The sequence below is a fragment of the Streptomyces cylindrosporus genome (assembly GCF_022698165.1).
GTDB classification, from domain to species: Bacteria; Actinomycetota; Actinomycetes; order Streptomycetales; family Streptomycetaceae; genus Streptomyces; species Streptomyces cylindrosporus.
Genome location: NZ_JALDAY010000017.1, coordinates 219,636 through 244,187, shown reverse-complemented (window position 1 = coordinate 244,187; position 24,552 = coordinate 219,636). Strand labels below are relative to the sequence as shown.

General features: G+C 70.6%; 25 protein-coding genes and 1 tRNA gene. 21 read left to right on the top strand and 5 right to left on the bottom strand.

All coding sequences use genetic code 11. The features are described from left to right. Positions 1-624 precede the first annotated feature (624 nt). On the top strand, positions 625-1,407 hold the full coding sequence (locus MQP27_RS44500; RefSeq protein ID WP_242776487.1) for an alpha/beta fold hydrolase: 783 nt from the start codon (positions 625-627) through the stop codon (positions 1,405-1,407). Between the two features lie 39 nt (positions 1,408-1,446). Here the strand turns inward: MQP27_RS44500 and MQP27_RS44495 are convergent, their stop codons facing one another. Next, positions 1,447-2,235 (bottom strand): DUF899 domain-containing protein, encoded by a 789-nt coding sequence (locus MQP27_RS44495; RefSeq protein WP_242776486.1) that lies wholly within the window; start codon positions 2,233-2,235, stop codon positions 1,447-1,449. 5 nt (positions 2,236-2,240) lie between these two features. Next, complete coding sequence (locus MQP27_RS44490) at positions 2,241-2,651, bottom strand: cupin domain-containing protein (RefSeq protein ID WP_242776484.1); 411 nt, start codon at positions 2,649-2,651, stop codon at positions 2,241-2,243. Between the two features lie 235 nt (positions 2,652-2,886). Between MQP27_RS44490 and MQP27_RS44485 the strand changes: the two genes are divergently transcribed. From MQP27_RS44485 to MQP27_RS44430, 12 genes are all read left to right on the top strand, one after another. Further along, complete coding sequence (locus tag MQP27_RS44485; protein ID WP_242776482.1) at positions 2,887-3,453, top strand: carboxymuconolactone decarboxylase family protein; 567 nt, start codon at positions 2,887-2,889, stop codon at positions 3,451-3,453. Continuing rightward, positions 3,450-5,003, top strand: coding sequence for a sugar ABC transporter ATP-binding protein (locus MQP27_RS44480; RefSeq protein ID WP_242776480.1), 1,554 nt, complete (start codon positions 3,450-3,452; stop codon positions 5,001-5,003). Before MQP27_RS44485 ends, MQP27_RS44480 begins: the two co-directional genes overlap by 4 nt. Beyond that, positions 5,000-6,010 (top strand): ABC transporter permease, encoded by a 1,011-nt coding sequence (locus MQP27_RS44475; RefSeq protein WP_242776478.1) that lies wholly within the window; start codon positions 5,000-5,002, stop codon positions 6,008-6,010. The genes MQP27_RS44480 and MQP27_RS44475 overlap by 4 nt, the downstream gene beginning before the upstream one ends. 55 nt (positions 6,011-6,065) lie before the next feature. Beyond that, positions 6,066-7,019, top strand: a complete 954-nt coding sequence (locus MQP27_RS44470) for a sugar ABC transporter substrate-binding protein (RefSeq protein ID WP_242776476.1) — start codon at positions 6,066-6,068, stop codon at positions 7,017-7,019. Positions 7,020-7,068: 49 nt separating this feature from the next. Next, positions 7,069-7,980: a LysR family transcriptional regulator gene (locus MQP27_RS44465; protein ID WP_242776474.1), complete on the top strand. Its 912-nt coding sequence runs from the start codon at positions 7,069-7,071 to the stop codon at positions 7,978-7,980. Between the two features lie 97 nt (positions 7,981-8,077). After that, complete coding sequence (locus MQP27_RS44460; RefSeq protein ID WP_242776472.1) at positions 8,078-8,989, top strand: VOC family protein; 912 nt, start codon at positions 8,078-8,080, stop codon at positions 8,987-8,989. 14 nt (positions 8,990-9,003) lie between these two features. Next, positions 9,004-10,452, top strand: coding sequence for an NAD-dependent succinate-semialdehyde dehydrogenase (locus MQP27_RS44455; protein WP_242776470.1), 1,449 nt, complete (start codon positions 9,004-9,006; stop codon positions 10,450-10,452). Then, positions 10,449-11,219, top strand: coding sequence for a fumarylacetoacetate hydrolase family protein (locus MQP27_RS44450; RefSeq protein WP_242776468.1), 771 nt, complete (start codon positions 10,449-10,451; stop codon positions 11,217-11,219). Before MQP27_RS44455 ends, MQP27_RS44450 begins: the two co-directional genes overlap by 4 nt. After that, positions 11,216-11,587, top strand: coding sequence for a VOC family protein (locus MQP27_RS44445; RefSeq protein WP_242776466.1), 372 nt, complete (start codon positions 11,216-11,218; stop codon positions 11,585-11,587). The genes MQP27_RS44450 and MQP27_RS44445 overlap by 4 nt, the downstream gene beginning before the upstream one ends. A 26-nt stretch (positions 11,588-11,613) precedes the next feature. Next, on the top strand, positions 11,614-12,399 hold the full coding sequence (locus MQP27_RS44440; protein ID WP_242776464.1) for an alpha/beta fold hydrolase: 786 nt from the start codon (positions 11,614-11,616) through the stop codon (positions 12,397-12,399). After that, positions 12,396-12,866, top strand: coding sequence for a GlcG/HbpS family heme-binding protein (locus tag MQP27_RS44435; protein WP_242776462.1), 471 nt, complete (start codon positions 12,396-12,398; stop codon positions 12,864-12,866). Before MQP27_RS44440 ends, MQP27_RS44435 begins: the two co-directional genes overlap by 4 nt. 3 nt (positions 12,867-12,869) lie before the next feature. Further along, on the top strand, positions 12,870-13,847 hold the full coding sequence (locus MQP27_RS44430; protein ID WP_242776460.1) for a uroporphyrinogen decarboxylase/cobalamine-independent methonine synthase family protein: 978 nt from the start codon (positions 12,870-12,872) through the stop codon (positions 13,845-13,847). A gap of 36 nt (positions 13,848-13,883) precedes the next feature. Here MQP27_RS44430 and MQP27_RS44425 read toward each other — a convergent pair whose 3' ends face one another. Beyond that, positions 13,884-14,171 (bottom strand): putative quinol monooxygenase, encoded by a 288-nt coding sequence (locus MQP27_RS44425; RefSeq protein ID WP_242776458.1) that lies wholly within the window; start codon positions 14,169-14,171, stop codon positions 13,884-13,886. Positions 14,172-14,349: 178 nt separating this feature from the next. Here MQP27_RS44425 and MQP27_RS44420 point away from each other — a divergent pair, with 178 nt between their 5' ends. The 5 genes from MQP27_RS44420 to MQP27_RS44400 all read left to right on the top strand — a co-directional run bounded on the left by MQP27_RS44420 (position 14,350) and on the right by MQP27_RS44400 (position 20,796). Continuing rightward, positions 14,350-15,810 carry an aldehyde dehydrogenase family protein gene (locus MQP27_RS44420; RefSeq protein WP_242776456.1) on the top strand — a complete coding sequence of 487 codons (1,461 nt, stop codon included), beginning with the start codon at positions 14,350-14,352 and terminating at the stop codon, positions 15,808-15,810. Continuing rightward, complete coding sequence (gene lhgD, locus MQP27_RS44415) at positions 15,803-17,011, top strand: L-2-hydroxyglutarate dehydrogenase (RefSeq protein ID WP_242776454.1); 1,209 nt, start codon at positions 15,803-15,805, stop codon at positions 17,009-17,011. Before MQP27_RS44420 ends, lhgD begins: the two co-directional genes overlap by 8 nt. 123 nt (positions 17,012-17,134) lie before the next feature. Next, complete coding sequence (locus tag MQP27_RS44410) at positions 17,135-17,995, top strand: amidohydrolase family protein (RefSeq protein WP_242776452.1); 861 nt, start codon at positions 17,135-17,137, stop codon at positions 17,993-17,995. 13 nt (positions 17,996-18,008) lie between these two features. Then, positions 18,009-19,718, top strand: a complete 1,710-nt coding sequence (locus tag MQP27_RS44405; protein WP_242776450.1) for a thiamine pyrophosphate-dependent enzyme — start codon at positions 18,009-18,011, stop codon at positions 19,716-19,718. Between the two features lie 13 nt (positions 19,719-19,731). Next, on the top strand, positions 19,732-20,796 hold the full coding sequence (locus MQP27_RS44400) for an Ldh family oxidoreductase (protein ID WP_242776449.1): 1,065 nt from the start codon (positions 19,732-19,734) through the stop codon (positions 20,794-20,796). 58 nt (positions 20,797-20,854) lie between these two features. On the opposite strand, the gene MQP27_RS44395 is transcribed toward MQP27_RS44400, so the two are convergent. Then, a complete protein-coding gene (locus tag MQP27_RS44395) occupies positions 20,855-21,433 on the bottom strand; it encodes a TetR/AcrR family transcriptional regulator (protein ID WP_242776447.1) in 579 nt (192 codons plus the stop codon). Positions 21,434-21,599: 166 nt separating this feature from the next. Between MQP27_RS44395 and MQP27_RS44390 the strand changes: the two genes are divergently transcribed. The 3 genes from MQP27_RS44390 (at position 21,600) to MQP27_RS44380 (ending at position 23,699) form a co-directional block, all read left to right on the top strand. Then, positions 21,600-23,039 (top strand): MFS transporter, encoded by a 1,440-nt coding sequence (locus MQP27_RS44390; protein WP_242776445.1) that lies wholly within the window; start codon positions 21,600-21,602, stop codon positions 23,037-23,039. 98 nt (positions 23,040-23,137) lie between these two features. Then, a tRNA-Pro gene (locus MQP27_RS44385) sits at positions 23,138-23,211 on the top strand. A 146-nt stretch (positions 23,212-23,357) separates the two neighbouring features. Further along, positions 23,358-23,699 carry a hypothetical protein gene (locus MQP27_RS44380; protein WP_242776443.1) on the top strand — a complete coding sequence of 114 codons (342 nt, stop codon included), beginning with the start codon at positions 23,358-23,360 and terminating at the stop codon, positions 23,697-23,699. An 84-nt stretch (positions 23,700-23,783) separates the two neighbouring features. Here the strand turns inward: MQP27_RS44380 and MQP27_RS44375 are convergent, their stop codons facing one another. Continuing rightward, positions 23,784-24,530 carry an SDR family oxidoreductase gene (locus MQP27_RS44375; RefSeq protein ID WP_242776441.1) on the bottom strand — a complete coding sequence of 249 codons (747 nt, stop codon included), beginning with the start codon at positions 24,528-24,530 and terminating at the stop codon, positions 23,784-23,786. Between the last annotated feature and the right edge of the window lie 22 nt (positions 24,531-24,552).

Sequence of the window (24,552 nt, the reverse complement as noted above, 5' to 3'; positions counted from 1 at the left end):
GGGGCGGGGGGGGGGGGGGGGGGCGGGGGGGCGGGGGGGGGGGGGGGGGGGGGGGGGGGGGGGGGGGGGGGGGCGGGATGTCCGCGGGAGGTGGGGTGTGGCGTCCGGTGTCGGGGTGATCCGGGGCCGGTGGTGGGAGGGCTGTGGGTGTTCCGGGCTGCCGGAGTGGAGGGGCGGCGGGGTGTCCGCAGGGGGTGGGGTCTGGCGGTCCGGTGTCGGGGTGATCCGGGGCTGGTGGGTGGGAGGGCCGTGGGTGTTCCTGGCCGTCTGAGTGGAGGGGCGGCCGGGTGCCGGCAGGAGGGGGCCTGGCGTCCGGTGGGTCGGGGGTGAGCCGGGGCTGGCGGGGAGGAGGAACGGCGGGGTGATCGTAGGAGATGCGGTCCGGCGGGGAGGCGGGCCGTGGGTGATCCGGGGGCGGCGGGATGCGCGTAGGAGATGCGGGGCCGGTATCCGGCGCCCGAGGGGCGGCAGGGTGTGCGCGGCCCTGCCTGGGGCGGTGGGGATGTTCGATGCCCCCGGCACGGGTGTGGGGCGGAGGACCGTGCCCGTACCCGTACCCGGCCTGGAGTGGCGTGGGCGGTCGGTGCGGATGCGGGTTGGCGGTCGTGGAGTCACGCTCTAGGTATGAACGAGCGCTGGGACGTTCGGCGCGCGGGGCCCGCTGAGGCCACGCACCGGGTGCTGATGATCCCTGGCGGGATGTGCTCGACCGAGTTCTACGCCGATGTGATGGCCGAGCCGGTTCTCGCGGGGCTGAGTACCGTCGCGGTGACGCAGCCGGGGTTCGCCGGGACCGCCGCGCCCGCGGACGTGAGCATGGAGCACTACGCGGAGCTGCTCGCACGCTTCGCGGCCGACACCGGCTGCGATGTGCTGGTCGGCCACAGCCTCGGGGCGAACGTGGCGATAGAGATGGCCGCGGCCGGCCTCTTCAAGGGCCCGCTGGTACTGCTGTCGCCCACCTTCTCGCGCGGGGACGAGGCGAAGTTCCTCGCGGTGATGAACACGGTGGGGAAGGTCCCGGGCCTGGGCGGCGCGGTCTGGGCCGGCATGCTGTGGCTGCTGCCCAAGGTCATGAGACGCGAGATGCCGGCCGACCGGGCACAGACCCTGTCGGCCGACATGGCGGGCAACGATCCCGCGGTCTGCCGGCGGATCGTCCGGAGCTACTACGAGTACCTGGACCGGTATCCCTCACTGGTCCCACGGCTGTGCGGCGCCGCCGTCCCCGCCTGGGTCGTCCGCGGCGACCACGACGAGATCGGCCTGACGGACGACGAGCGGCGAGGCCTGGAGGACTGCCCGCAGATCCGGCTGGTCACGGTTCCCGACGCCGGCCACATGCTCCTCGTGGAGCAGCCCGCCCGCGTCGCCGAGGTGATCGCGGAGGCGGCCGCCGCGCTCTGAGCCCTCAGCGGTCGGGTCGGGCACGGGCCTTCGCGGAGCTCAGACGTCGTACTCGTCGGGCAGTCGCATCGCGGGGCCCCCGACCTGCAGGCCCAGCGGGCGCGCACGGCCCTTCGGCTCCTCCCACTCCTCCTGGCGGCCGAGGGCGGTGAGGTCGAGCCACGGGTAGCCGTTGTGGAACTCCTCGATGCCCCGGCCGAAGGTGGAGTAGGTGTGGAACACCTCGTCCCCGACGCGCAGGAACGCGCTGATGCCCGGCCAGTCGCCGCGCATGTCCGGCGTCCACGGCGTCCCGGCCTCGGCCAGCTCCGCCGCCGACCGATGGAAGATCTGCACCGGCGCGACCCGCTCGTCCACGGTCGCGTGGAAGTCGTAGTTGAAGTCGCCGCCGGCCGAGGAGTACCAGGGGAACGTCCACCCCATCCGCTCGCGGAACGCCGCCAGCAGCGGATACGGCGCCCGGCTCACCGCGGCCAGCGAGGTGTTGCGGACGTGCAACTGCCGCAGCCTGCCGATCTGGTCGGCCGCGGAGGAGCAGCTGGAGCAGCCCGACCGACGGGGGTGCTCGACACCGTCGGCATCGATGTCGTACATCCACATGAAGTGGTGCACGACGAGCTGCGGCCGCCCCTCGAACAGGTCGAGCAGGCTCGCCGGGCCGTCCGGGCCCTCGAAGGTGTAGGGCTTGTCGACGCGGACCATCGGCAGTCGCCGCCGGTCGGCGTTGACCCGGTCCCGCAGCCGGGTGAGCTCCTTCTCCTCGGCCAGCAGCTCCTTGCGGGCGGCGAGCCACTCCTCGCGCGACACCACCTCGGGCAGGTTCTCCATCGCGATCAGTCCTGGCCCATCTGGTCCTCCGCGGACAGGTGCTCCACCGTCTTCCCGGTCTCGGTGAAGGTACGCGTCACATGACCCGACGAGTACACCCACAGGATGCGCAGCGGGACGTCGCCGACGTTGCGGAACAGGTGGGGGATCGGTGACGGGACATAGGTGGTGTCGTACTGCTCCAGCTTCGTCACCTCGCCGTCGACCACCACCTCCGCCTGGCCTTCCAGGATGGTCACGTGCTCGTCGCAGTTGTGCGAGTGCAGCGGCGCTCCGGAGCCGACCGGGTAGACGCTCATCCCGCTGGTGATCTTGTTCTCGCCGTTCGCGGACGGCGTGGTGATCAGCGGCGTCGAGACGACGGCGCCCCCTCGGGCCAGCGGCGGGACGGACGCGACCTTGATGATCGTGGTCATCCGGAGTTCCTCTCCATTTCGGGATGTTGCGTCGACCGACGTTAGGCGGCGTCCCTCTTATTGGGTGCCCTCCAGCGTGCAGCTTTACGTTGCAGTCCGAGGGGGGCTGAGCTGCCGGAACCCGGCTGTACGGTCGGCTGGCGTCGCACGGCTTCCCGTTTCCGTGCCAGTAACGCGCCGGAAAGAAAAGGCAGGTATCGGCCAGATGAGGCTCCCCGTTCTCAGCGAAGAGGAAATGGATGCGCGGCAGCAGGAGCTGGCCGCCCGCATCGCCGGCCGGCGCGGAGCCGTGCGCGGCCCGTTCCGGGTGTGGCTGCACAGCCCCGAGATGTGCGAGCGCGCCGAGTCGCTGGGCGCCTTCGCCCGCTTCGACTGCAGCCTCCCCAAGCACCTGCGCGAACTGTCGCTGCTGATGGCCGCCCGGAACTGGGACGCCCAGTACTCCTGGAACGCCCATGTGCACCAGGCGATCGAGGCCGGCATCCCGGAGGCCGCCGTCAAGGCCATCGCCGAGAAGCGCGAGGCGGTCTTCGACAACGAGGCCGACCAGGCCTTCTACCAGTTCTGCCGGGAGATCCTCGACGAGCACTTCGTCACCGACGAGACCTTCGCCCGGGCCCTTGCGCACTTCGGCCCCAAGGGGCTGGTCGACACCATCGGCGCGCTCGGCAACTTCACCATGCTCGGCATGTGCCTGAACACCTTCCAGGTGGACCTGCAGGCCGACAAGGAGCCCCCCTTCCCCGACATCCGCGGCTACGGACGCGTGACCCCGGACGGCGACGACCGTCCGCAGCCATGACCCCTCTCACCGACCCGGGCACGCAGGGAGGCACCGCCGTGACACCGACGAGCGACGCGCAGCCCGCGGCCGTGCTCCGCGTCCGGGGCGTCACCAAGAGCTTCGGCGGAGCCGCCGCCCTCAAAGGCGTCGACCTCGACCTGTACCCGGGCGAGATCCACGCCCTGATGGGCATGAACGGCGCGGGCAAGTCGACCCTGGTGCAGATCCTCTCCGGGGTCCACCAGGCCGACGGCGGCACGATCGAGGTCGACGGGCACGCGCAGCACGGACTCACCGTGCGCCGGGCCCGCCGCCTCGGCGTCGCCTCGGTCCCGCAGCGCCGCGAACTCGCGATGGGCCTGACCGTCGCCGAGAACGTCCTCCTCGGCGACCTGCCCACCCGCGCCGGCACCGTCCACTGGAAGGCGGTCCGGGACGCGGCCCGCGAGGCCCTGCACGGCCTCGGCATCGACATCGACGTCGAGCGCACCGCCGGTTCGCTCAGCGTCGCCGAGCAGACCATGGTCGAGGTGGCCCGCGAGGTCCGCCGCGGCGGCCGCATCCTGATCCTCGACGAGCCCACCGCCTGCCTGAGCGCCGAAGCGGCCAACCAAATTCGGGCCCTGGTGCGGAAGTTGCGGGACGAGGGCGTCGCCGTCGTCTACATCTCGCACTACATCGACGAGGTCATGGCCGTCGCCGACCGCCTCACCGTCCTGCGGGACGGGGCAGTGGTGCGCACGGCGCCCGCCACGGAGATGGATCACGCGGAGCTGGTACGGGCCATGGTGGGCCGGGACGTCGTCTCCACCCGGCCCGAGCGCCCCGCCCCGAAGGACGAAGTCGGCCTGTCCATCAGGGGGTTGACCCACGGCCGGGCGATCCGGGACTTCACCGTCGAGGTACGCAAGGGCGAGATCGTCGCCGTCCTGGGGCCGGCCGGGGACGCCCAGTCCCGCCTGTTCGACCTGCTCTCCGGCCGCCGGCGCCCCGACACCGGCGAACTCCACGTCGAGGGACGGCCGGTGCCCTTCGGGCGCGTCCCCGCCTCCCTCGGCAGCGGCCTGCGCTGCGTCACCGGCGACCGCCGCGCCCTCGGCCTCGTCCCGGAGCTCTCCCTGGACGAGAACCTGATGCTCGCCGACGACCGGTTCGCCCGCCGGCGTCTGCACCGCCGTACCGAACTCGCCCGCCGCGCCGCCCCGTTGAGGCGCAGCTACGGAGTCAAGGCGCTGGCCGGCAACCCGCCGGTGAGCGCGCTGTCCGGCGGCAACCAGCAGAAGGTGCTGCTCGGCAAGTGGCTGGAGACCTCGCCCGCCGCCTGCTTCCTGGAGGACCCCACCAACGGTGTGGACATCGCCGCCATGGCCGACATCCACACCCTCGTCGACGACCTCGCCTCCCGGGGCGTGGCCGTACTGCTCGCCTCCTCCTCCGCCGAGGAGGTCATGCGCCTGGCCGACCGGGTCGTCGTCGTGAGCGCCGGCCGCACGGTCGCCGAGCACGACATCACCGCCATCACCCGCGACGAACTCGTCGCCACGGCCCTCGGAGGCGAACCGCAGTGAGCGTCAAGACACTTCCCGATGCCCCCGGCGTCTCCGGCCCGTCCAAGTCCCGTGTCTCCATAGGGCGGTTGCGGGACATCCCGCACGCCGGGCTCATCGTGGTCCTCGCCCTGGTCGTGGTCTTCACCGCCGTCCAGAGCGACACCTTCGCCACCGACCGCAACATCATCAACGTGCTCGGCCAGATCAGCGTCAACGCGGTGCTCGCCGCCGGGCTCACCCTGCTGATGACCGCGGGCGGCATGGACTTCTCCATGGGCTCCAACGTCGCCGTGACCGCCGCTGTCGCCGCGAAACTCCTTGCCGGCGGACACGCCACGGCCTACGCGGTGGTCGTCGCGCTGTTGCTCGGCACCGCGATCGGGCTGGTCAACGGACTGGTGGTGACCTTCACCAACGTGGCGCCGTTCGTCGTGACCCTGGCCTCGGCCACCCTCCTCGACGGCGTCGCGCTCCTCGTGCACGACGGCAACACCATCTCCATCGGGACCCGCATGTTCGCCCTCGGCAACGACAAGGTCCTCGGCGTGCCGTACCTGCTGGTCGTGGCGGTCCTGGTGCTCGTCGCGACGGCGCTGGTCATGCGGTTCACCGTGTTCGGCCGCGACGCCTTCGCGATCGGCGGCAACGAGCACGTCGCCCGCCTCAGCGGCATCAACGTCACCGCACGGAAGCTGACCCTCTACGGCCTGACCGGCACCCTCTCCGGCCTCGCCGGCCTGATGCTGCTCTCCCGGCTGGGCTCCTCCAGCCCCGGCGGCACCGCGGGGCTCTCGCTCCAGCTCGCCGTAGTCGCCGCGGTCGTCATCGGCGGCACCTCCCTCGCGGGCGGCTACGGCACCGTGATCGGCACCGCCCTGGGCCTGGTGCTCCTCGGCGTGGTCGCCAACGCGCTCAACCTCCTGGATTTCTCCAGCAATTACCAGCCGGTCTCGGTCGGCGCGGTGCTGCTCGTCGCGGCGATCGCCAACGAGATGCACAAGGCGCGCTCCGCCTCCCGGCACTGAATTCCCGTAATTCCCTTGCTACTTGACCTGCTTCTCCTTTGAAAGGCGGCACCTCATGAGATTCTCCGCCCGTTCCCGCAGCGCGCTGTTCGCCACCGCCGTCACCTCCACGCTCGTGCTGAGCGGATGCGGTGACGACAACGGAAGCAGCAGCAGCTCCGGCGACCTCACCCTCGGATTCGTCAACGGCGGCGACACCAGCTTCCACACCTGTCTGCAGAAGGCCGTCGAGGAGACCGCCAAGACCGAGGGCGCCAAGGTCTACACGGCCAACTCGCACCAGAACGCGGGCACCGAGCTGTCCAACATCGAGGACATGATCTCCCGCAACGTGAGCGCGCTGATCGTGCAGACGGTCAACGTCGACTCGCTCAAGGGCGACATAGCCAAGGCGAAGGCCTCGGGCATCCCGATCTACCTGACGTCCGTCGCCACCAGCGACGTCGATGACATCCTCGGCGCGGCCGTCGTCGACCTGAAGAAGCTCGGCAGCCTGGACGCCGGCTGGATCGCGAAGGACGCCGGCGGCAAGGACGTCAAGGTCGGCATCGTGGCCGGCGCCCCGGGGGCCGCCTCCGACCTCATGGTGGGCGGCTTCAAGGGCGCCCTGCCGGCCAACGCCAAGGTGGTCGCGAACCAGCCCGGCATGTTCAACCCGGCCAAGGCGCAGGACGTCGCCGAGAACATGATCGAGGCCCACCCGGACCTGGATTACGCCTTCGTCGCCAACGAGGACATGGCCTTCGCCGTCCGCAAGGCCTTCGACGCGGCCGGCAAGAAGAACGTCAAGATCGTCACCGCGAACGGCACCGACGAGGGTCTCGCGGCCGTGAAGAGCGGTGACTTCTCCGCCACCGTGGCGAATTCGGCGAAGACGATCGGCGACACCGCGGTCACGAACGCCGTCGGTCTACTGGACAACAAGAAGGTTGACAAGATTGCCAACATTCCCCTTGTCTTGGTGACCAAGGACAACCTGGGCGACGCGCCCCAGTACTGCCCCAAGTAGGACACCCCCCTCACAAGGACGTGAGCGGGAGGGCCGGAGGAAAAGACAAATGGATCGCTTGCTCCTGATGCACAGCTTCGTCACCGTCGCACAGGTCGGCAGCTTCAGTGGAGCCGCCAAGAAGCTGGGCTCGTCGGGCTCGCTGGTGTCACGGCACGTGGCGGAGCTGGAGCGGCAGGTCGGCGTGCGGCTGGTCAACCGCACGGCCCGCTCGGTGAGCCTCACCGAACCGGGCCGGCGCTACGCGGAATTCGCCGAACGCATTCTGAACGAGATCGAGGCCGAGGACGCCGGTATAGCCCAGCTGCACGACCGGCCGGAAGGCACCCTCAGCATCATCTGCCCGAAATGGATAGGCAGCCTCGATCTCGGGGACGCCATCGCCGCCTTTTCCGCGGCCCACCCGAAAATCCAGGTGAGATTCGAACTCGGCGGAATGTCCGACCGCACCTACGACTTCCTGGACGGCGGTTTCGACGTCGCCTTCCACACCCGGGACCTCAGGGACTCGAGCGTCCGGCTCAAGAAGATCGCCTCGCTGCCGTTCGTGCTGTGCGCGTCGGAGGCGTACCTGGACCGCGAGGGCCCGCTGGACGAGCCCAACGCCCTCGCGAACCACGACTGCCTGGTCCATGTGAACGACCCGGTCTGGCGCCTGGGCCACGGCCACGCGTCCACCCTGCACAAGATCCGCAACATCGCCTTCTCGTCGAACTCGTACCTCGCGCTGCAGAAGGCGGCCGTCCACGGGCGGGGCATCGCGCTGCTGCCGCAGCGTCCGGCGTACGACGACCTCGTCTCCGGAGCGCTGCGGGTCCTGCTGCCGGAGCTGGCGGTGCCCGACCGCCCGCTGTACGCGATCTACGGCCCCGGGCAGGGCACCCCGCGCAAGATCAGCGTGTTCCTGGACTTCCTCACCGACTGGTTCTCGCGCAACCCCATCCCCGCGATCGACCAGTAGGCGCAAGAAACGATTGCGCATCCCGCGGGCCCCCATCCATTGAGCCCGCGGCCTGCGGAAATCTACGCTCACAGGCGACCCGCGAAAAGAGGAATCCATGGGAATCCAGAGGATCGAATCGGTCACCTACGGTATCGACGACCTCGACGAATGCGTCCGTTTCTTCGACGACTTCGGGCTGTTCCCGGTGGAGCGGACCGACGAGCACGCCGTGTTCGAGACGCTCACCGGGCAGACCCTCCACCTGGACACCCTCCCCGGCCCGCTGCTGCCGCCCCCGGTGGAGTCCGGGCCCACCCTGCGCGAGGTCGTGTGGGGTGTCGACACCCCTCAGGAGCTGGAGCGGCTGGTGACCGCCGTCGCCAAGGACCGCGAGGTCCGCGAGAGCGCCGACGGCGTCCACCACACCGTCGACGACACCGGCTTCGGCGTCGGCCTGACCCTGGCCCGCCCCAAGCCGGCCCCGGTCACGCCGCGTCCCGCCAACGCGCTCGGCAACGTCAACCGCTGGAACACCGCCCTGGACGCCATCGAGCGGGTCCGGCCGCTGCGGATGTGCCACGTGGCACTGAACATCCCCAAGCCGGGCAAGGACGAGGCAGTCGCCTTCTACACCGACCTCCTCGGCTTCCGCCCCACCGACGTCGTCGAGCCGATGGGCGTGTTCATGCAGGCCCCGGGTGACCAGGACCAGCACACCATGCTGCTCTGCCACCGGCCCGACAAGGCCGGGATCAACCACATCGCGTACGAGGTGCCGGGCTTCGACGACGTGATCGAGGGCGGCAACCACATGATCGAGCACGGCTGGCGGGAGGCCCGCCGGCTGGGCCGCCACACCATCGGCTCCAACGTCTTCCGCTTCCTGCACGCCCCGTGCGGCGGCCGCGTCGAGTACGCCGCCGACATGGACCGGGTCGACGACAGCTACGAGACCCGCGTCCACGAGACGACCCCGCCGCACCACATCTGGGCCCTGCGCACCAACCGCGACAACGAAGCCTCTTGAGAGGGCACCCACCCATGACCACCGACCACGGCTACCCCGCCGTCCGCATGTACATCGCGGGCGAGTGGTGCCAGGGCGGCACCGGACGCACCGCCCCCATCGTGAACCCCGCGACCGAGGAGGTGATCGGACAGGTCCCGCTCGCCACCACCGCCGACCTCGACCGCGCCCTCGAAGCCGCCGAGAAGGGCTTCCGCACCTGGCGGAACACCTCCGTCGCCAAGCGGACCCAGATCCTGCACGCCGCCGCCGACCTGCTCACCGAGCGCGCCGCCGAGGTGGGCCGGATCATGACCCTGGAGCAGGGCAAGCCCCTCGCCGAGTCCACCGGCGAGGCCCGCCGGGTCGCCGACACCCTGCGCTGGCACATCGAGGACGCCCGCCGCGCGTACGGCCGTATCATCCCCTCGGCCCCCGGCACCGTACTGACCGTGCGCCGTGAACCGGTGGGCCCCGTCGCCGCGTTCGTGCCGTGGAACTTCCCGGCCGGCGGCCCCATGCGGAAGATCTCCTCCGCGCTGACCGCGGGCTGCTCGATCGTCATCAAGGCCTCCGAGGAGACCCCGGCGACGGCCGCAGCGCTGGTCGCCTGCTTCGCCGACGCGGGGCTGCCGGCCGGTGTCCTCAACCTCGTCTTCGGCGAACCCGCCGAGGTCTCCGCCCACCTCATCGCCTCTCCCATCACGCGCCTGATCGCCTTCACCGGTTCGGTGCCCGTCGGCAAACTGCTGGCCGCCGAGGCGGGCAAGGTCATGAAGCCGACGCTGATGGAGCTGGGCGGTCACGCCCCGGTGATCGTGTGCGAGGACGCCGACCCCGCCATCGCGGCCCGCCGCGCCGCGCAGGCGAAGTTCGTGAACGCCGGGCAGGTGTGCACCTCGCCCAGCCGCTTCCTGGTCCACGAGAGCCTGGTCGAGGAGTTCACCGCCGAGTTCGTCAAGGCCGCCGAGGCCGTGGTCGTCGGCGACGGACTGGCCGAGGGCACGAAGATGGGCCCGCTGGCCAACGAGCGCCGCCTCGACGCCATGATCCGCCTGACCGGGGACGCCGTCGCCAAGGGCGCCAAGGTGCTCACCGGCGGCGAACGCCCGGACCGCCCCGGCTACTTCTTCGCGCCGACCGTCCTGACGGACGTACCGGCGAACGCCGATCTCCTGCACGAGGAGCCCTTCGGACCGCTCGCCCCCATCGTCCCCTTCACCGACCTCGACGAGGCCCTGAGGACCGCGAACGAACTGCCGTACGGCCTGGCCGCCTACGGCTTCACCCGGTCCGCCGCCACCGCCGAGCGCCTCTCGGACGAGCTGGAGGCCGGGATCCTCTCCCTCAACCACTGCGGCGGCTCCGTCCACGAGGCGCCCTCGGGCGGTGTGAAGGAGAGCGGTTACGGCCGTGAGGGCGGGCCCGAGGCCCTCGACGCCTACCTGATCACCAAGCGCGTCTCCCACCTGCTGGCGCCATGAGGTACGCCCGCATCCTCGTCGACGGCCGGCCGGTGTGGGGCCGGGTGGGGGAGGAGGAGATCGAGCTGCTGTCCGGGTCCCCGATCGAGGGCGAACCGGAGGTCCTCGGCGCGGTCGCCCGCTCGACTGCCGTATGGCTGCCGCCGGTCGTGCCGCCCGTGTTCTACGCGGTCGGCATGAACTACCCGCGGCACATCGCCCACGCCGGCGTCGAGACCCCGGCCCGCCCCGAGATCGGCTACCGCGCCAACAACGCGCTCACCGGGCACGGTTCGCCGATCGTCAAGCCCGCCGAGGTCGAGGGCCGCTTCGAGGCCGAGCCCGAACTCGTCGCCGTCATCGGCCGTACGCTGCGGCACGCCACCCACGAGGAGGCGCGCAAGGCCGTCTTCGGCTGGACCATCGGCAACGACGTCAGCGCCCGCGCCTGGCAGCACCAGGACCGCACCTTCTGGCGCAGCAAGAACAGCGACACGTTCAAGCCGATGGGGCCCTGGATCGAGACCGACGTCGACGCCCTCGCACAGACCACCACACTCCGCGTCAACGGCGAGGTCCGGTCCGAATTCCCCACCGGCGACATGGTGTTCGACCCCTTCGACTACCTCGTCGAGATGACCAGACACCTCACCGTGCACCCCGGCGACGTGCTGTGGATGGGCGCCGAGTCCGTCTGCCGGATCGAGCCGGGCGACACCGTGGACGTCGAGATCAGCGGCATCGGCGTGCTGTCCAACCCCGTACAACTCGAAGGGAATCAGCCATGAGCAAGGAACCCCGCTACATCCACCACGTCAACTTCCCCACCACCGACCCCGACCGCACCGCCGAGTGGTACACCAAGGTCTTCGGGATGAAGCGCATCCAGCCCAAGTCCAACACCCGTGTGGTGCTGATGACCCGGGGCAACTTCGACCTGCACTTCACCCCGGTCGAGGAGATGGAGCGCATGGCGCCCTATCACTTCGCCGTCGAGGTCGACGACTGGGACGAGTTCCTCGCCCACCTCACCGAGCTGGGCATCCGGCACACCCGGCCGATCGAACGCCCCGAGAACCAGTCGAAGTTCTGCTACATCCACGACCCCGACCACACCATGATCGAGCTGGTCTACCACGGTCGCCGTCCCAACTAAGCCTGCACGTACGGGAGTTCACCCTCATGCCCATTGCCGACTCCGACGGCACCTCCATCTACTACGAGCGCCACGGCAGCGGTCCGGCGATCCTGTTCGTGCACGGCAGCGGTGGCCATCACGCGGCCTGGTGGCAGCAAGTGGCCGCACTGCGCGAGGAGTTCACGGTCGTCACCGTGGACCTGCGCGGCTTCGGCAAGTCCGACTCGTCCATGGACGAGTTCGACGGCCAGGACTTCCCCGGTGACGTCGTCGCCGTCCTCGACCAGGAGGACATCACCGACGCGATGCTGGTGGGCCAGTCCATCGGCTCCGTCGCCGCCCTGCGCGCCGGCCTGCTCCGGCCCGAGCGCGTCTCCTCCGTCGTCCTCGGCCACTCCCTCGGCGGCATCAGCCACCCCGAGCTCAGGGAACTGGCCGCCGCGGACCGCGCCGAGGCCGTCAAACTGCCCGTCATCGACCGACTGCTGACCAAGGAGTTCCAGACCGGCCGCGCCGATCTCACCTTCCTGTTCCAGCAGATGGGCACCTTCAACGTCGCCAAGATGCAGGACCTGCGCAACCTCGACACCAACGGCCCCTCCCTGGAGGACATCCAGGCCTCCGGCGTCAAGGTCGCCTTCCTCGCCGGCGAGAAGGACGCGGTGCTCAGCGTGAAGACCGTGACCCGCGCCCACGAACTCCTGCCCGGCTCGCACCTGGAGATCGTCGAGGGCGCCCCGCACTCCATGTACTGGGAGACGCCCGACAAGTACAACGCGGCGATCGCCCGTCTGCGCCGCACCCTCACCGCACCGAAGGAAGCCGCATGACCAGCCTCACCCTGGACGCCGCCGAGGAGATCATCGACGCCGCCCACAAGCGCGCCCAGGCCATCGGCAAGGCGGTGAGCGTCGCGGTCGTGGACGCCGGCGGCTTCCCGATCGCCATCCGCCGCCCCGACGGCGCCCGCCCGCTCACCCCCGACATCGCCCGCGCCAAGGCCTACACCGCGGCCATCATGCAGCGCCCCGGCAAGATGCTGAAGAAGTGGCAGGAGAGCCAGCCCGTCTTCTTCTCCCAGCTCTCCCAGCTCCCCGGCGCCGCCCTGCCGATCATGGCCACCGAGGGCAGCGTCACCATCAAGAAGGACGGCGAGATCATCGGCGGCCTCGGCATCGCCGGCGGCACCGCGGACGAGGACCAGCAGATCGCCGAGGAGGTCCTCCAGTCGCTCGGCTACGAACTGGAGTTCGCCGCCTGGGGCGTTTCCGGCAAGCCTTCAGGAAAGGACGCCTGAGCCATGGCGGACACCTTCAACTACCGCATCGACCACCACGGAAGCCTGGTCCGCCCGAACGACCTCGCGACCGTGGGCGTGGACCAGGCCGTCCAGGACGTGGTCGCCTACCAGCGCAGGCTGCGCTCGACGGTCGTCACGGACGGCGACTTCCCCCGGGAGGACTTCCGCAGCGCGGTTCTTGACGGAGTGTCAGGGTTCCGTCGTACGGACGGGACGGACGCGGACGGGCTCACCCGGTGGGTCGCCGAGTCCCTTCCCAAGGCCAACGGCCCGCTGCTCGCGGACTGGGCGGCGCGTCTCGCCGAACTGACCCTGATCGCCCCGAAGGCCTCGCTGCCCTCCCCGGCGTACCTGGCGGCGACCACCTACCAGGAGGGCCTCGGCCCGTCCTCCGCCCGCGAGCTGGGCGAGGCCCTGGCCGAGATCATCCAGGCCGAGATCGAGCTGCTGGTCTCCAAGGGCGTACGCCTGATCCAGCTCAACAACCCGCTGCTGCTGGACGGCGCCACGGGCGCCCTGTCCTTCGAGGACGCGTTGGCCGTCGACGCTCTGGCGGTGCGCCTGGACGAACGTCCCGAGGGTGTACGGATCGCGGTGTCTCCGGGGTGGAGGGCCCCCGCCGACCTCGACCCGGCCCGCGTCGAGCAGCTCTACGCCGGAATCCCGGCCGATCGCTGGGTCCTCCCCTTCGACCAGGGCACCCCGGCCGAACTGGCCCTGGTCAAGGCGTTGCCGGAGGACCGCGACTTCTGCTTGGGCGTGGTCGACGCGACCGCGCCGGAGCTGGAGGACATCGACGCGGTGATGCAACGCATCGACGCGGTCGGCGAGTTCAAGGACCTGGAGGACGGGGCCGTATCCCCGTCGAGGGGCTTCGCGGACGTGGCGTCCCGGCCCCTGCTCTCGGCGGAGGACCAGCGCAGGAAGCTGGTGCTGATCGAGACGATCGCCCGCTACGTCTGGGGCAACGAGTTCTGACGTTCAGGGGCCGGGACTCCCCGGCCCCTTCTTGTCTCAGAGGGACTCGGCGAAGGTCACGGAGCGACCGGTGAGCAACGGCCACACGGTCTCCACGATCAGCTCCCTGAAGTGATCGGCCGCCTTGTGCGCCTCGAAACCGTTCTGGTCGGCGTACTGCTCGTACAGCGCGAAGCTGCCCCTCTCGCCCACCTCCGCGTGCACCTCGTAGGCCAGGTTCGCCGGCTCCGCACGCGTGTGCTCGCGCACCTTCAGCAGCGCGGCGCGCACCGTGGCCTCGTCGGCGGGGTCGCAGTGGTAGCGGGCGATGACGGTGTAGGCCATCGGTCTCCTCCTCGTGATCTCGGGTCCGCCGATTCCAGCACGGATCATGCGCCCGCCCACCCGCGCACGGCGCAAGCAATGCCTGCCCCCACGGGCCTGGTGCCACCGCCCCGACATGGTGTGTTGTCGCAGGGCCCGCACGATCCGCGCCGCGCGGACGACCAAGGAAGTGATCTCCATGCGTACCCTCGAAACCCTCTCCGGCGGCGAGTGGGTCGCGACCGGCGAGTGGATCGGCGTCCAGAACCCCGCCGACGTCCGCACCCCGATCGCCCGTGTCCCCGCCCTCGCCGCCAAGGACGTCACCCGCGCCTACGACCACGCCGAGCGGGGCTTCGCCGTCTGGAAGCGCACCAGCCCCTTCGAGCGGGCCCGCGTCTTCACCGAGGCGGCCCGGCTGATCCGGGAGCGGGTCGAGGAGATCGCCGCCGACGTCACCGCGGAGAACGGCAAGACCCTGGCCGAGGCGACCGGCGAGACGCTCAAGGCGGCCGACTTCCTGGAGTACTACGCCGGCCTGGCCCGCCAGGGCTACGGCACGCTCCTGCACGACGTACGCCCCAACCATCGTACGCACACCCAGCGCGAGCCGATCGGCGTGATCCTGGTGATCAGCCCTTGGAACGACCCGCTGATCACCCCCGCCCGCAAGCTGGCCCCGCTGCTCGCCGTCGGCAACGCGGCCGTGTTCAAGCCGGCCACCGAGACACCGTTGTCGGGCCTGCACTTCGCGCGCGCCCTGCACGACGCGGGGCTGCCCGCCGGGGTCCTCAACGTCGTCACCGGCCGTACCGCCGAGATCGAGGAGGCACTCCTCGACGACCCGCGGATCGTCGGCATCACCTTCACCGGCTCCAACGCCGTCGGCAACCGCATCCGCCGCCGCCTCGCCGACCGCAACGTCCGCTTCCAGGGCGAGCTCGGCGGCAAGAACGCCTCCGTCGTGCTGCGCGACGCCGACCTGCCGACCGCCGCCAAGGCCGTCGTCGCCGCCTCCTTCGGCCAGGCCGGCCAGCGCTGCACCGCCACCAGCCGGGTCATCGTCGAACGGCCGGTGTACGAGGAGTTCACCCGGCTCCTGGTCACCGAGGTCGAGGCGCTCAGGATCGGCCCGGGCAGCGACCCGGCGACCACGCTGTGCCCGCTGTCCAGCCCCAAGCAGCGCGACTCCGTCCTCGCCGACCTGAACAGGGCCGTCGAGCAGGGCGCCACCGTCCTCACCGGCGGCTCGGCGGACACCGAGGGCGAGCGGGCGCACGGCTGCTACGTCCGGCCCACCGTCCTCGCCGATGTCACGCCCGAGACGGCGATCTGGCGCGAGGAGGTCTTCGGGCCGGTCGTCGCCCTCCTCGCCGTCGAGGACTTCGCGTCCGCCGTGGAGGCGGTCAACGACTCGGACTTCGGTCTTGCCGCCGCCGTGTTCACCCGCGACCTGGCGAGCGCGTACCGCTTCGCCGACGAGGCCGAGTGCGGCCAGATCGCGGTCAACACGACCACCCCCGGCTGGGACGTCCACCTGCCCTTCGGCGGCTTCCGCGACTCCGGTACGGGCTACAAGGAGCAGGGCGAGGAAGTCCTGAAGTTCTCCACCCGCGTCAAGACCGTCGCCATCAACCTCGGGGAGGCCGTGCGTGGCTGACGAGACCATCGGCATCGTCGGCGCCGGCATCGTGGGCCTGGCCACGGCCCGCGAGATCGCGCTGAGCCGCCCCGGCACCCGGGTCGTGGTCCTGGAGAAGGAGCAGGAGGTCTCCCTCCACCAGACCGGCCACAACTCGGGCGTCGTACACGCGGGCATCTACTACAAGCCCGGCAGCCTGAAGGCCGACCTCACGGTCCGGGGCGTCGCCCTGCTGCGCGAGTACTGCCAGGAGCGCGAACTGCCGTACCGGGAGATCGGCAAGCTCGTAGTGGCCGTGCGCGAGGACGAGCTCGGCCGGATGAACGACCTCTACGAGCGGGCGAGGAACAACCACGTGCCCGACCTGAGGAAGATCTCCAGGGAGGAGATCCGGGAGCTCGAACCGCACGCCGGCGGTGTCGCCGCCCTGCACTCCCCGCGCACCGCGATCACCGACTACCCGGCGATCGCCCGCGCCTTCGCGAAGGACGTCGTCGACTCCGGCGGCGAGGTGCGACTCGGCTTCCCGGTCACCGGCATCACCACCGTGCCCGGCGGCGTCGAGGTGGCCTCGGGGCAGGAGCGTGTCACGGTCGACCGGCTGATCCTGTGCGCGGGCCTCCAGTCGGACCTGGTCGCGAAGCTCGCACAGGACAAGCAGGAGCCGAAGATCGTCCCCTTCCGGGGCGAGTACATGCTCCTCAAGCCGGAGAAGACCCACCTGGTACGGGGCCTGCTGTACCCGGTGCCGGACCCGCGCTACCCGTTCCTCGGCGTGCACTTCACCCCGCGCGTCGACGGCACCGTGGAGGTCGGCCCCAACGCGGTCCTGGCCCTCGCGAGGGAGGGCTACACCAGGACCCGGATCTCCCCGGCGCATCTCCTGGGCCTCGCCGCCTACCCCGGCGCCTGGAAGATGGCGGCCCAGCACTGGCGTACCGGAATCAAGGAGTACCGCGGCTCCTTCTCAACGGCGGCCTTCATGAAGGACGCCAAGCTGTACGTCCCCGGGGTCTCGGCCGCCGACGTGGTACGCGGCGGAGCGGGCCTGCGCGCCCAGGCGCTGGACCGGGACGGCACCCTCGTGGACGACTTCCGCATCCACCAGGTCGGCCGGATCACCGCCGTGCGCAACGCCCCCTCGCCGGCTGCGACGGCCTCCATGGCCATCGCCGAACACCTCGTCCAAGCCATGTTCAAGAACCGGTCCGCAATCTGAGAGTTCCCTGCGTACGACGCACTTTCTGGTTGCACACCAGGGGGCTCCGCAAGCGCTCACCACCCGCCTAGCGTTCCTTCCGCATCACCCCACCACGCCGCTCTACGGAAAGAGTTGAACAACATGTTCGTCGTCGACACCCAGATCCACATCTGGAAGGAAGAGACCCCGGACCGCCCCTGGGTCCCCGGCGCGCGGGAGCGCATCCGCCTCAACGGACACCGCGAGGACCCCTTCTCGTACGAGGAGGCCCTGGAGCTGATGGACGAGGCCGGCGTCAACCGCGCGCTGATCCTGCCGCCGTCCTGGGAGGGCGACCGCATCGACTACGCCCTGGAGGCGTGCGAGGCGCACCCCGACCGCTTCGGCATCATGGCCCGCATCCCGCAGAACAAGCCCGAGGAGGGCAAGGCGATGCTGAAGGACTTCGCCGAAAACCCCCATGTGAAGGGCACGCGCCTGACCTTCCACCGGCCGCAGGACCGCAACTGGATGATCGACGGCACCAACGACTGGTACTGGCCGATCGCCGAGGAGCTCCGCATCCCGACGATGGTCCACGCCCCGATCTGGAAGCGCGAGCTCGGCGAGATCGCCGCCAAGCACCCCGAGCTGAAGATCATCATCGACCACATGGGCATCATGGCCCGCTGCGTCGACGACGCGATCGGCTACTGGGTCCAGGAGACCGCCGACCTGCACGTCCACCCGAACATCTACGTGAAGGTGTCGGCGCTGCCGGGCTACTCCACGCAGCCCTTCCCGAACAACAACATCCAGAAGTACGTGCGCGAGATGGTCGACAAGATGGGCCCGCAGCGCTGCTTCTACGGCACCGACATCACCCGTCTGCTCGGCCACGGCATCACCTACACCGACACGATCGAGCAGTTCACCAAGCACTGGGACTTCACGCCCGAGGAGCTTGAATGGATCATGGGCCGCGGCATCTCCGAGGTCCTGAACTGGCCGATCGAGGGCTGAGGAAGCACGAGAGATGACCGACACCCGCAACACCCCAGGCGCCGACGGCGGCGACGCTCTCGTAACCGCCTTCAACGCCGTCGGCGCCGACTACATCTTCTGCTCGTCGGGCTCCGAGTGGGCCCCCGTGTGGGAGTCCCTCGCCCGGCGCCACCGGGACGGGCTGCCCTGCCCCGAGTACCTGGACCTCACCCACGAGACCGTCGCGGTCGGCATGGCCACCGGCTACGGCCTGATCAAGCGCCGCCCCCAGGGGGTCCTCCTGCACGCCGCCCCCGGCCTGCTCCAGGGCTCCATGGCGGTGCACGGCGCGCTCCTCGCCGGCGTCCCCATGGTGGTCTCCTCGTCCGAGTCCACCACGTACGGCGACGCCCCCGGGCACGACCCGGGCGGACAGTGGTACCGCAACCTGTCGGTCGTGGGCGGGCCGCACCAGATCGCGCAGCCCTTCACCAAGTGGTCCAACGAGGCCGCCAGCGTGCACACGCTGCCGACGATGGTCACCCGCGCCGCCGAGTTGTCCTGGCGGGCGCCGGCCGGACCGGCGTACCTGAACATCCCGCTGGAGATCCTGCTGGAGGAGTGGGACGGCCGCGAGGCCAAGCCGATCGTGGCGCCCGGCTCCACGCACAGCTCGCCCGAAGAGGTCGACCCCGTCGCCCAGATGATCCGCGAGGCCGCCAACCCCGTGATCGTCACGGAGACGGCGGGCCGCGAGGCGGGCGGCTTCGAGGCCCTGGTCGCCTTCGCCGAGGCCTGGAACATCCCGGTCGTCGAGCCCGACTCCGCGGTGTGCGGCAACTTCCCGCGCACGCATCCGCTGCACGCGGGCAGCGACATCGGCCCGTGGATCGACGAGGCGGACCTGATCCTCCTGGTCAACTGCCGCGCGCCCTTCTACCCGCCGTCGCGCCGCCCGTCCAAGGCGAAGGTCGTCGTCATCGATGAAGTGCCCCAACGTCCGCATGTGGTCTACCAAGTGCTGTTCGCCGACCGGTACTTGGAAGGGAACGTCGCCAACACCCTGCGTCAGCTGACGAAGCGGGCGAAGGACCTCGACGAGGTCGTCGTGGCCTCTCGTCGTACGGCCCAAGAGGCGCGGCACGCCGGGGAGTTGTCGGCCATCGCCGCCGCCGAGGCAAAGGCGGAGGAGGCCGAGGGCATCGACCCGGTGCTCGTCGCGGCCACCCTGCGCAAGCTCCTCGACGGCAAGGACGGCATCGTCGTCGACGAGACGATCACCCACAGCCGCGTCGTCAAGCGGCACGTCCAGACCGCCGACCCCGACTCGTACTTCTACGTGCAGGGCGGCCTGGGCCAGGGCATCGCGGTCGCGCTCGGCGTCAAACTCGCCGCGAAACAACGCCCGGTGGTGCTCACGATCGGCGACGGCGCCTTCACGTACAACCCGGTCATCCCCTCGTACGACGCGTCGAAGGCGTACGAACTCCCGCTGCTGATCGTGGTGTTCAACAACCGCGTCTACAAGTCCATGAACCTCAACCACCGGCGCTTCTACCCCGAGGGCGCGGCGGCCGAGACGGGGGAGTGGCTCGGCACCGATCTGCACCGGCTGCCCAGGCTGGCCTCCTTCGCCGAGCCGTTCGACATGCACACCGAGACCGTCGACACCCGGGACGCGCTCGCCCCCGCGCTGGAGCGCGCCCTCAAGGCCGTGGCCGAGGGCACCACCGCGGTCGTCGACGTCCTCGTCACCCGCTGATCCAGGAGACCCCATGTCCACCACACCCCCCAAGAAGGTCCTGGTCCCCGCCGACGACCTGCGCACCTTCTCCGCGGCACTCCTCGAAAAGGGCGGCCTGAGCCCCGAGCACGCCGCCACCACCGCCGACGTGTTCGTCTGGGCCGCGCTGCGGGGCGTCGACTCGCACGGCATCGCCCGCGTCCCCGCCTACCTGGAGCTGCTCGCCAAGGGTGTCGCCAACGCCGCCGCCGACATCAAGGTCGAGTCGACCACCCCGGCCGCCGCGGTCGTCGACGCCGACCGCGCCCCGGGCCCGGTGGCGCTGACCGCTGCTGCCGACGAGGCGGTACGGCGGGCCCGCGAGACCGGCATCGCCTCCGTGGGCGTACGGCGCACCGTGCACACCGGCGCCATCGGGTACTACGTCTCCCGGATCGCCGAGCAGGGCCTGGTCGGCATCGGCTTCGTGGCCGGCATGCCCAACATGGGCTACACCGGCGTCAAGGGCGCCGCGGTCGCCACCAGCCCCCTCGCGATCGCGGTACCGGCCCGCGACCACGCCCCGCTGCTCCTCGACATGGCCACCGCGACGATCGCCCTCGGTAAGATCCGCCAGGCGAAGGCGAGCGGGACCCCGTTGCCGGAGGGCGCGGCGGCCACGGAGGACGGCACCCCGACGACCGACCCGGAGAAGGCGGTCATGCCCCTGCCGCTGGGCGGCGCGAAGGGCTCGGGCATGTCCCTGGCCTTCGAGCTCCTGACGAGCGTCCTGGTGGGCGCCCCGATCTTCGCGTCGTTCCACTCGGACGACCCGGCGGGCCGCAAGCACCGCCAGAACGCCCTGCTGATCGCCGTGGACCCGGCGGCCTTCGGCGGCACGGACGAGTTCACCGCGGACGTGGACACCACCCTGGCCACCCTGAAGGGCCTGCCCGTGGCGGACGACGCGGACGGGGTGTACTACCCCGGCGAGCGCAGCGCGACGGTGGCGTCCAAGCGTGGGGCGCAGGGCATCCCCGTACCCCCGAAGGTCTGGCGAGACCTGACGGAACAGGCGGAGAAGCTGGGCGTGACGCTGCCGCAGCCGGTCGGTTAGCCAAGTCGTGGAACAGCCCCGTGCCCCTTCAGGAGCGCGGGGCTGTTTCGCTGTGCGGCTACGCGCGCACCCGCACCCCGTCCAGCGCGATACCCAGCACCCGGTCCCGCTGGGCCTCGTCGACGAACACCGTCGCCGTGATCCCCGCGACCATCCGCAGCAGATCCCCGAAGTCCATGTCCCGCCGGGCCACCCCCGCCTCCTGGGCCCGCACGAACAACGGACCCCCCGCGGCATACATGGACTCCCGGCACGCGTCGAAGATCTCGGACTCGTCGTCCAGCGCCTCCCGGACGGCCCGCTTGGTCACCATGTAGTCGGTGAAGCGCGTGAGCCACGAGGTCAGCGCCTCCCACGGCTCCCGCTCGGCGACCTCCTCGGCCACCCGCACGAGCTCGTTCACCTCGTCCGCGTACACGCTCTCGAACAGCTCGCGCCGCGACGGGAAGTTCCGGTACAGCGTGCCGATGCCCACCCCCGCACGCTTCGCGATGTCCTCCAGCGACGCCTCCGCCCCGTGCTCGGCGAACGCCTCCCGCGCCGCCGCCAGCAGGGCGTCGTAGTTGCGCGCGGCGTCCTTGCGGTGCGGGCGCCGGGACGCGACGAGTTCCCGGACGGGGTACTGCTGGGCCGTCACTGCTGCCTCCCGGACAGGACTCGGTTGAAACCGGAGGTGTGCCTCCGCTACAGTGGAGGCGTACCTCCACTTTAGCAGTGTGGGTGTGCACGCCCCCGCGCTCAGGGCCCGTACGACCGTGGCCCGAGAACCTCGGCCGCACCCCGTTCGTTCGGAGAGGCCTTCCATGCCCCGCAAGTCCACCCGTCTCACCTTCGCCGTCCTCGCGACCGGCGCTGGTGTGTTCGCCATGCTGCAGTCGCTGATCGCACCGGCCCTGCCGACGGTCCAGCACGCGCTGCACACCTCCCAGTCCACCGCGACCTGGGTGATGACGGCCTATCTGCTGTCCGCCTCCGTCTTCACCCCGATCCTCGGCCGCGTCGGCGACCTGGTCGGCAAGAAGCGCACCCTCGTCGCCGTCCTGCTCGTCGTGCTGGCCGGCTGTCTGCTCGCCGCGCTCGCCCCGAACATCGGCGTACTGATCGTCGCCCGGGTCGTGCAGGGCGTCGGCGGCGCGCTCTTCCCGCTCTCCTTCGGCATCATCCGGGACGAGTTCGACCCGTCCCGGGTCCCCGGCAGCATCAGCAACCTGTCCGCCGTGATCGCCGCGGGCGGCGGCGTCGGCATCGTCGCGGCCGGCCCGATCGTGTCGGCCCTCGACTACCGCTGGCTGTTCTGGATCCCGGTCGCCGTCGTCGCGGCCACCGTCTTCATCGCCCTGCGCTATGTGCCCGAGTCGCCCAACAGGGCCGAGGGCAACGTCAGTTGGCTCGGTGCCGTCCTGCTGTCGGCCTGGCTGGTGGCGCTGCTGCTGCCGCTGAGCCAGGCGAGCGCGTGGGGCTGGGGCTCGGCCAAGGTGATCGGCCTGTTCGCCGCCGCGGCCGCCCTGTTCGTCCTGTGGATGCTGACGGAGGCCCGGTCCCGGACCCCGCTGATCGACCTGCGCGTCATGCGGCTGCCCGCCGTGTGGACCACCAACACCGTGGCCCTGCTCTTCGGCGCGGGCATGTACGCGCTCTGGTCCTTCCTGCCCGGCTTCGTGCAGACGCCCGGCTCCGCGGGATACGGCTTCGGCGCGAGCGTCACCGCCTCCGGGCTGCTGATGCTGCCCATGCTGGTGGCGATGTTCTTCTCCGGCATCCTCAGCGGCCGGCTGGAGCCCGTCGTGGGCGCCAAGTCCCTGCTGACCACGGGGGCCGCGCTCGGCGCCGTCGCGCTGGGGCTGCTCGCCGCCTGGCACTCCGCGCAGTGGCAGGTCGCCCTGGTCTCCGGGGTGTTCGGCCTCGGCATCGGACTCGCCTTCGCCTCCATGGCCAACCTCATCGTCGGCAGCGTCCCGGCCTCCCAGACCGGCGCCGCGACCGGCATGAACGCCAACATCCGCACCATCGGCGGCTCCATAGGCGCCGCCGTGACCAGCGTCCTGGTCACCGGCCGGCTCCAGCCCTCGGGCCTGCCGTATGCCTCCGGCTACACCCACGGCTTCACGCTCCTGGCGGTGCTCTGCCTGGCCGCCGCGCTCGCGGCGCTGCTGGTGCCGGTGGCGCGGACGGGACGGCTCGCCGGTACGGCGCCGGTGGCCGGGAGCGAGCCGGAAGTGATCACGTCCGGCACGCGCGGCTGACGGTCGGGGGGCCGCGTCCCCCCGACCCCGCGGGAACACCCGTACCCGTACGGTAAGGTTGACCTGCACGATCGCGCGGTCCACCGCGCGGGACGCACCGGGACGTGGCGCAGCTTGGTAGCGCACTTGACTGGGGGTCAAGGGGTCGCAGGTTCAAATCCTGTCGTCCCGACGGTGCGAAGGGCCTTCGCGGGCGAGAGTCCGCGGGGGCCTTTTCCCATGGATCCGCCGTCCCCGTATGTCACATTCCACGCCCCTGGGCAGTCTTAAAGGCGTAGGTGGGGTTCTCGTTCGCATCGGGAGCATCGGGAGTACGCCATGGACGCACGTGACGAGGCCGCCCGCGGCCTGATCGACATCGAGGGTTTCCTGTACCGGAACGCTCATCTGGAGGCGGCACGTCGGCGCGTGGCGGATTTCACCGCACGGGCACGGGAGCTCAGCCCGGAGCAGAAGCTCGAAATAGAGCAGTGGTACCTCGACGAGCAGCAATACGTCGCCCGCATGGTCACCGACCACATCGCCGACAGCATCAACACGGTGGAACAGCGACACCACGCCCGGATCCGGCAGTGGATGCGCGGAACCCTCACCGCGATGGTCCTCGTCACCCTGGCGATGGTCGCGTGCGTCGTGGTGGTCCTCGCGTCGACGGGCTGAAGAATTTCTCCGCGCCCGTACAACCGGTGGCCCGCTCCTTTCCGGAGACATCCGAAAGGAGCGGGCCACCCGGCGAGGAGGGAATTACCTCTGCTGTGCCAGCCAGTCCGCGAACCTGGTTTCCGCGATGTGCGCGTCCGGGCCCGGAAGGAGCGTGTTCTCCTCCAGCGGGGCGCCCCAGTACGTGGCCTCCGGGTCCGTGACGATCTTGCGGGGGTCGTCCGTCGCGGAGAGCCCCATGCGGATGAACTCCTCCAGCTGGAACGCCTCGGGGCCGGCGACCTCGACCGTCCCGTCGACCGGTGCGCCGACCGCCGCGCGGGCGACCGCCGCGGCCACGTCGTCGGAGACGATGGGCTGGATCTTCGCGTCGGGCAGGTGCACGGTGTCGCCCTGGGTGACCCCGTCCGCGAGCCCCTTCGCGAACTCGAAGAACTGGGTGGCGTGGACGATGGTGTAGGGCAGGCCGGACCCGGTGATCAGGTCCTCCTGGACCTGCTTGGCCCGGAAGTACCCGCTGCCCTGGAGCCGGTCGGTGCCGACCACGGACAGCGCCACGTGGTGCGCCACACCGGCCTCGGCCTCGGCCTTGAGCAGGTTGGTGGTGGAGGTGCGGAAGAACTCCATGACGTCGTCGTCCGCGAACGAGGGCGAGTTGGACACGTCGACCACGACCTGCGCGCCCTGCAGGACCTCGGCCAGTCCCTCGCCCGTCAGCGTGTTGACGCCGGTGTTGGGCGAGGCCGCGACCGCCTCGTGCCCGTGTTCGCGGAGCCCTGCCACCACCTTCGAGCCGATGAGCCCGGTACCACCGATCACTACGACCTTCATGACGGAATTCCTTTCAGGATCT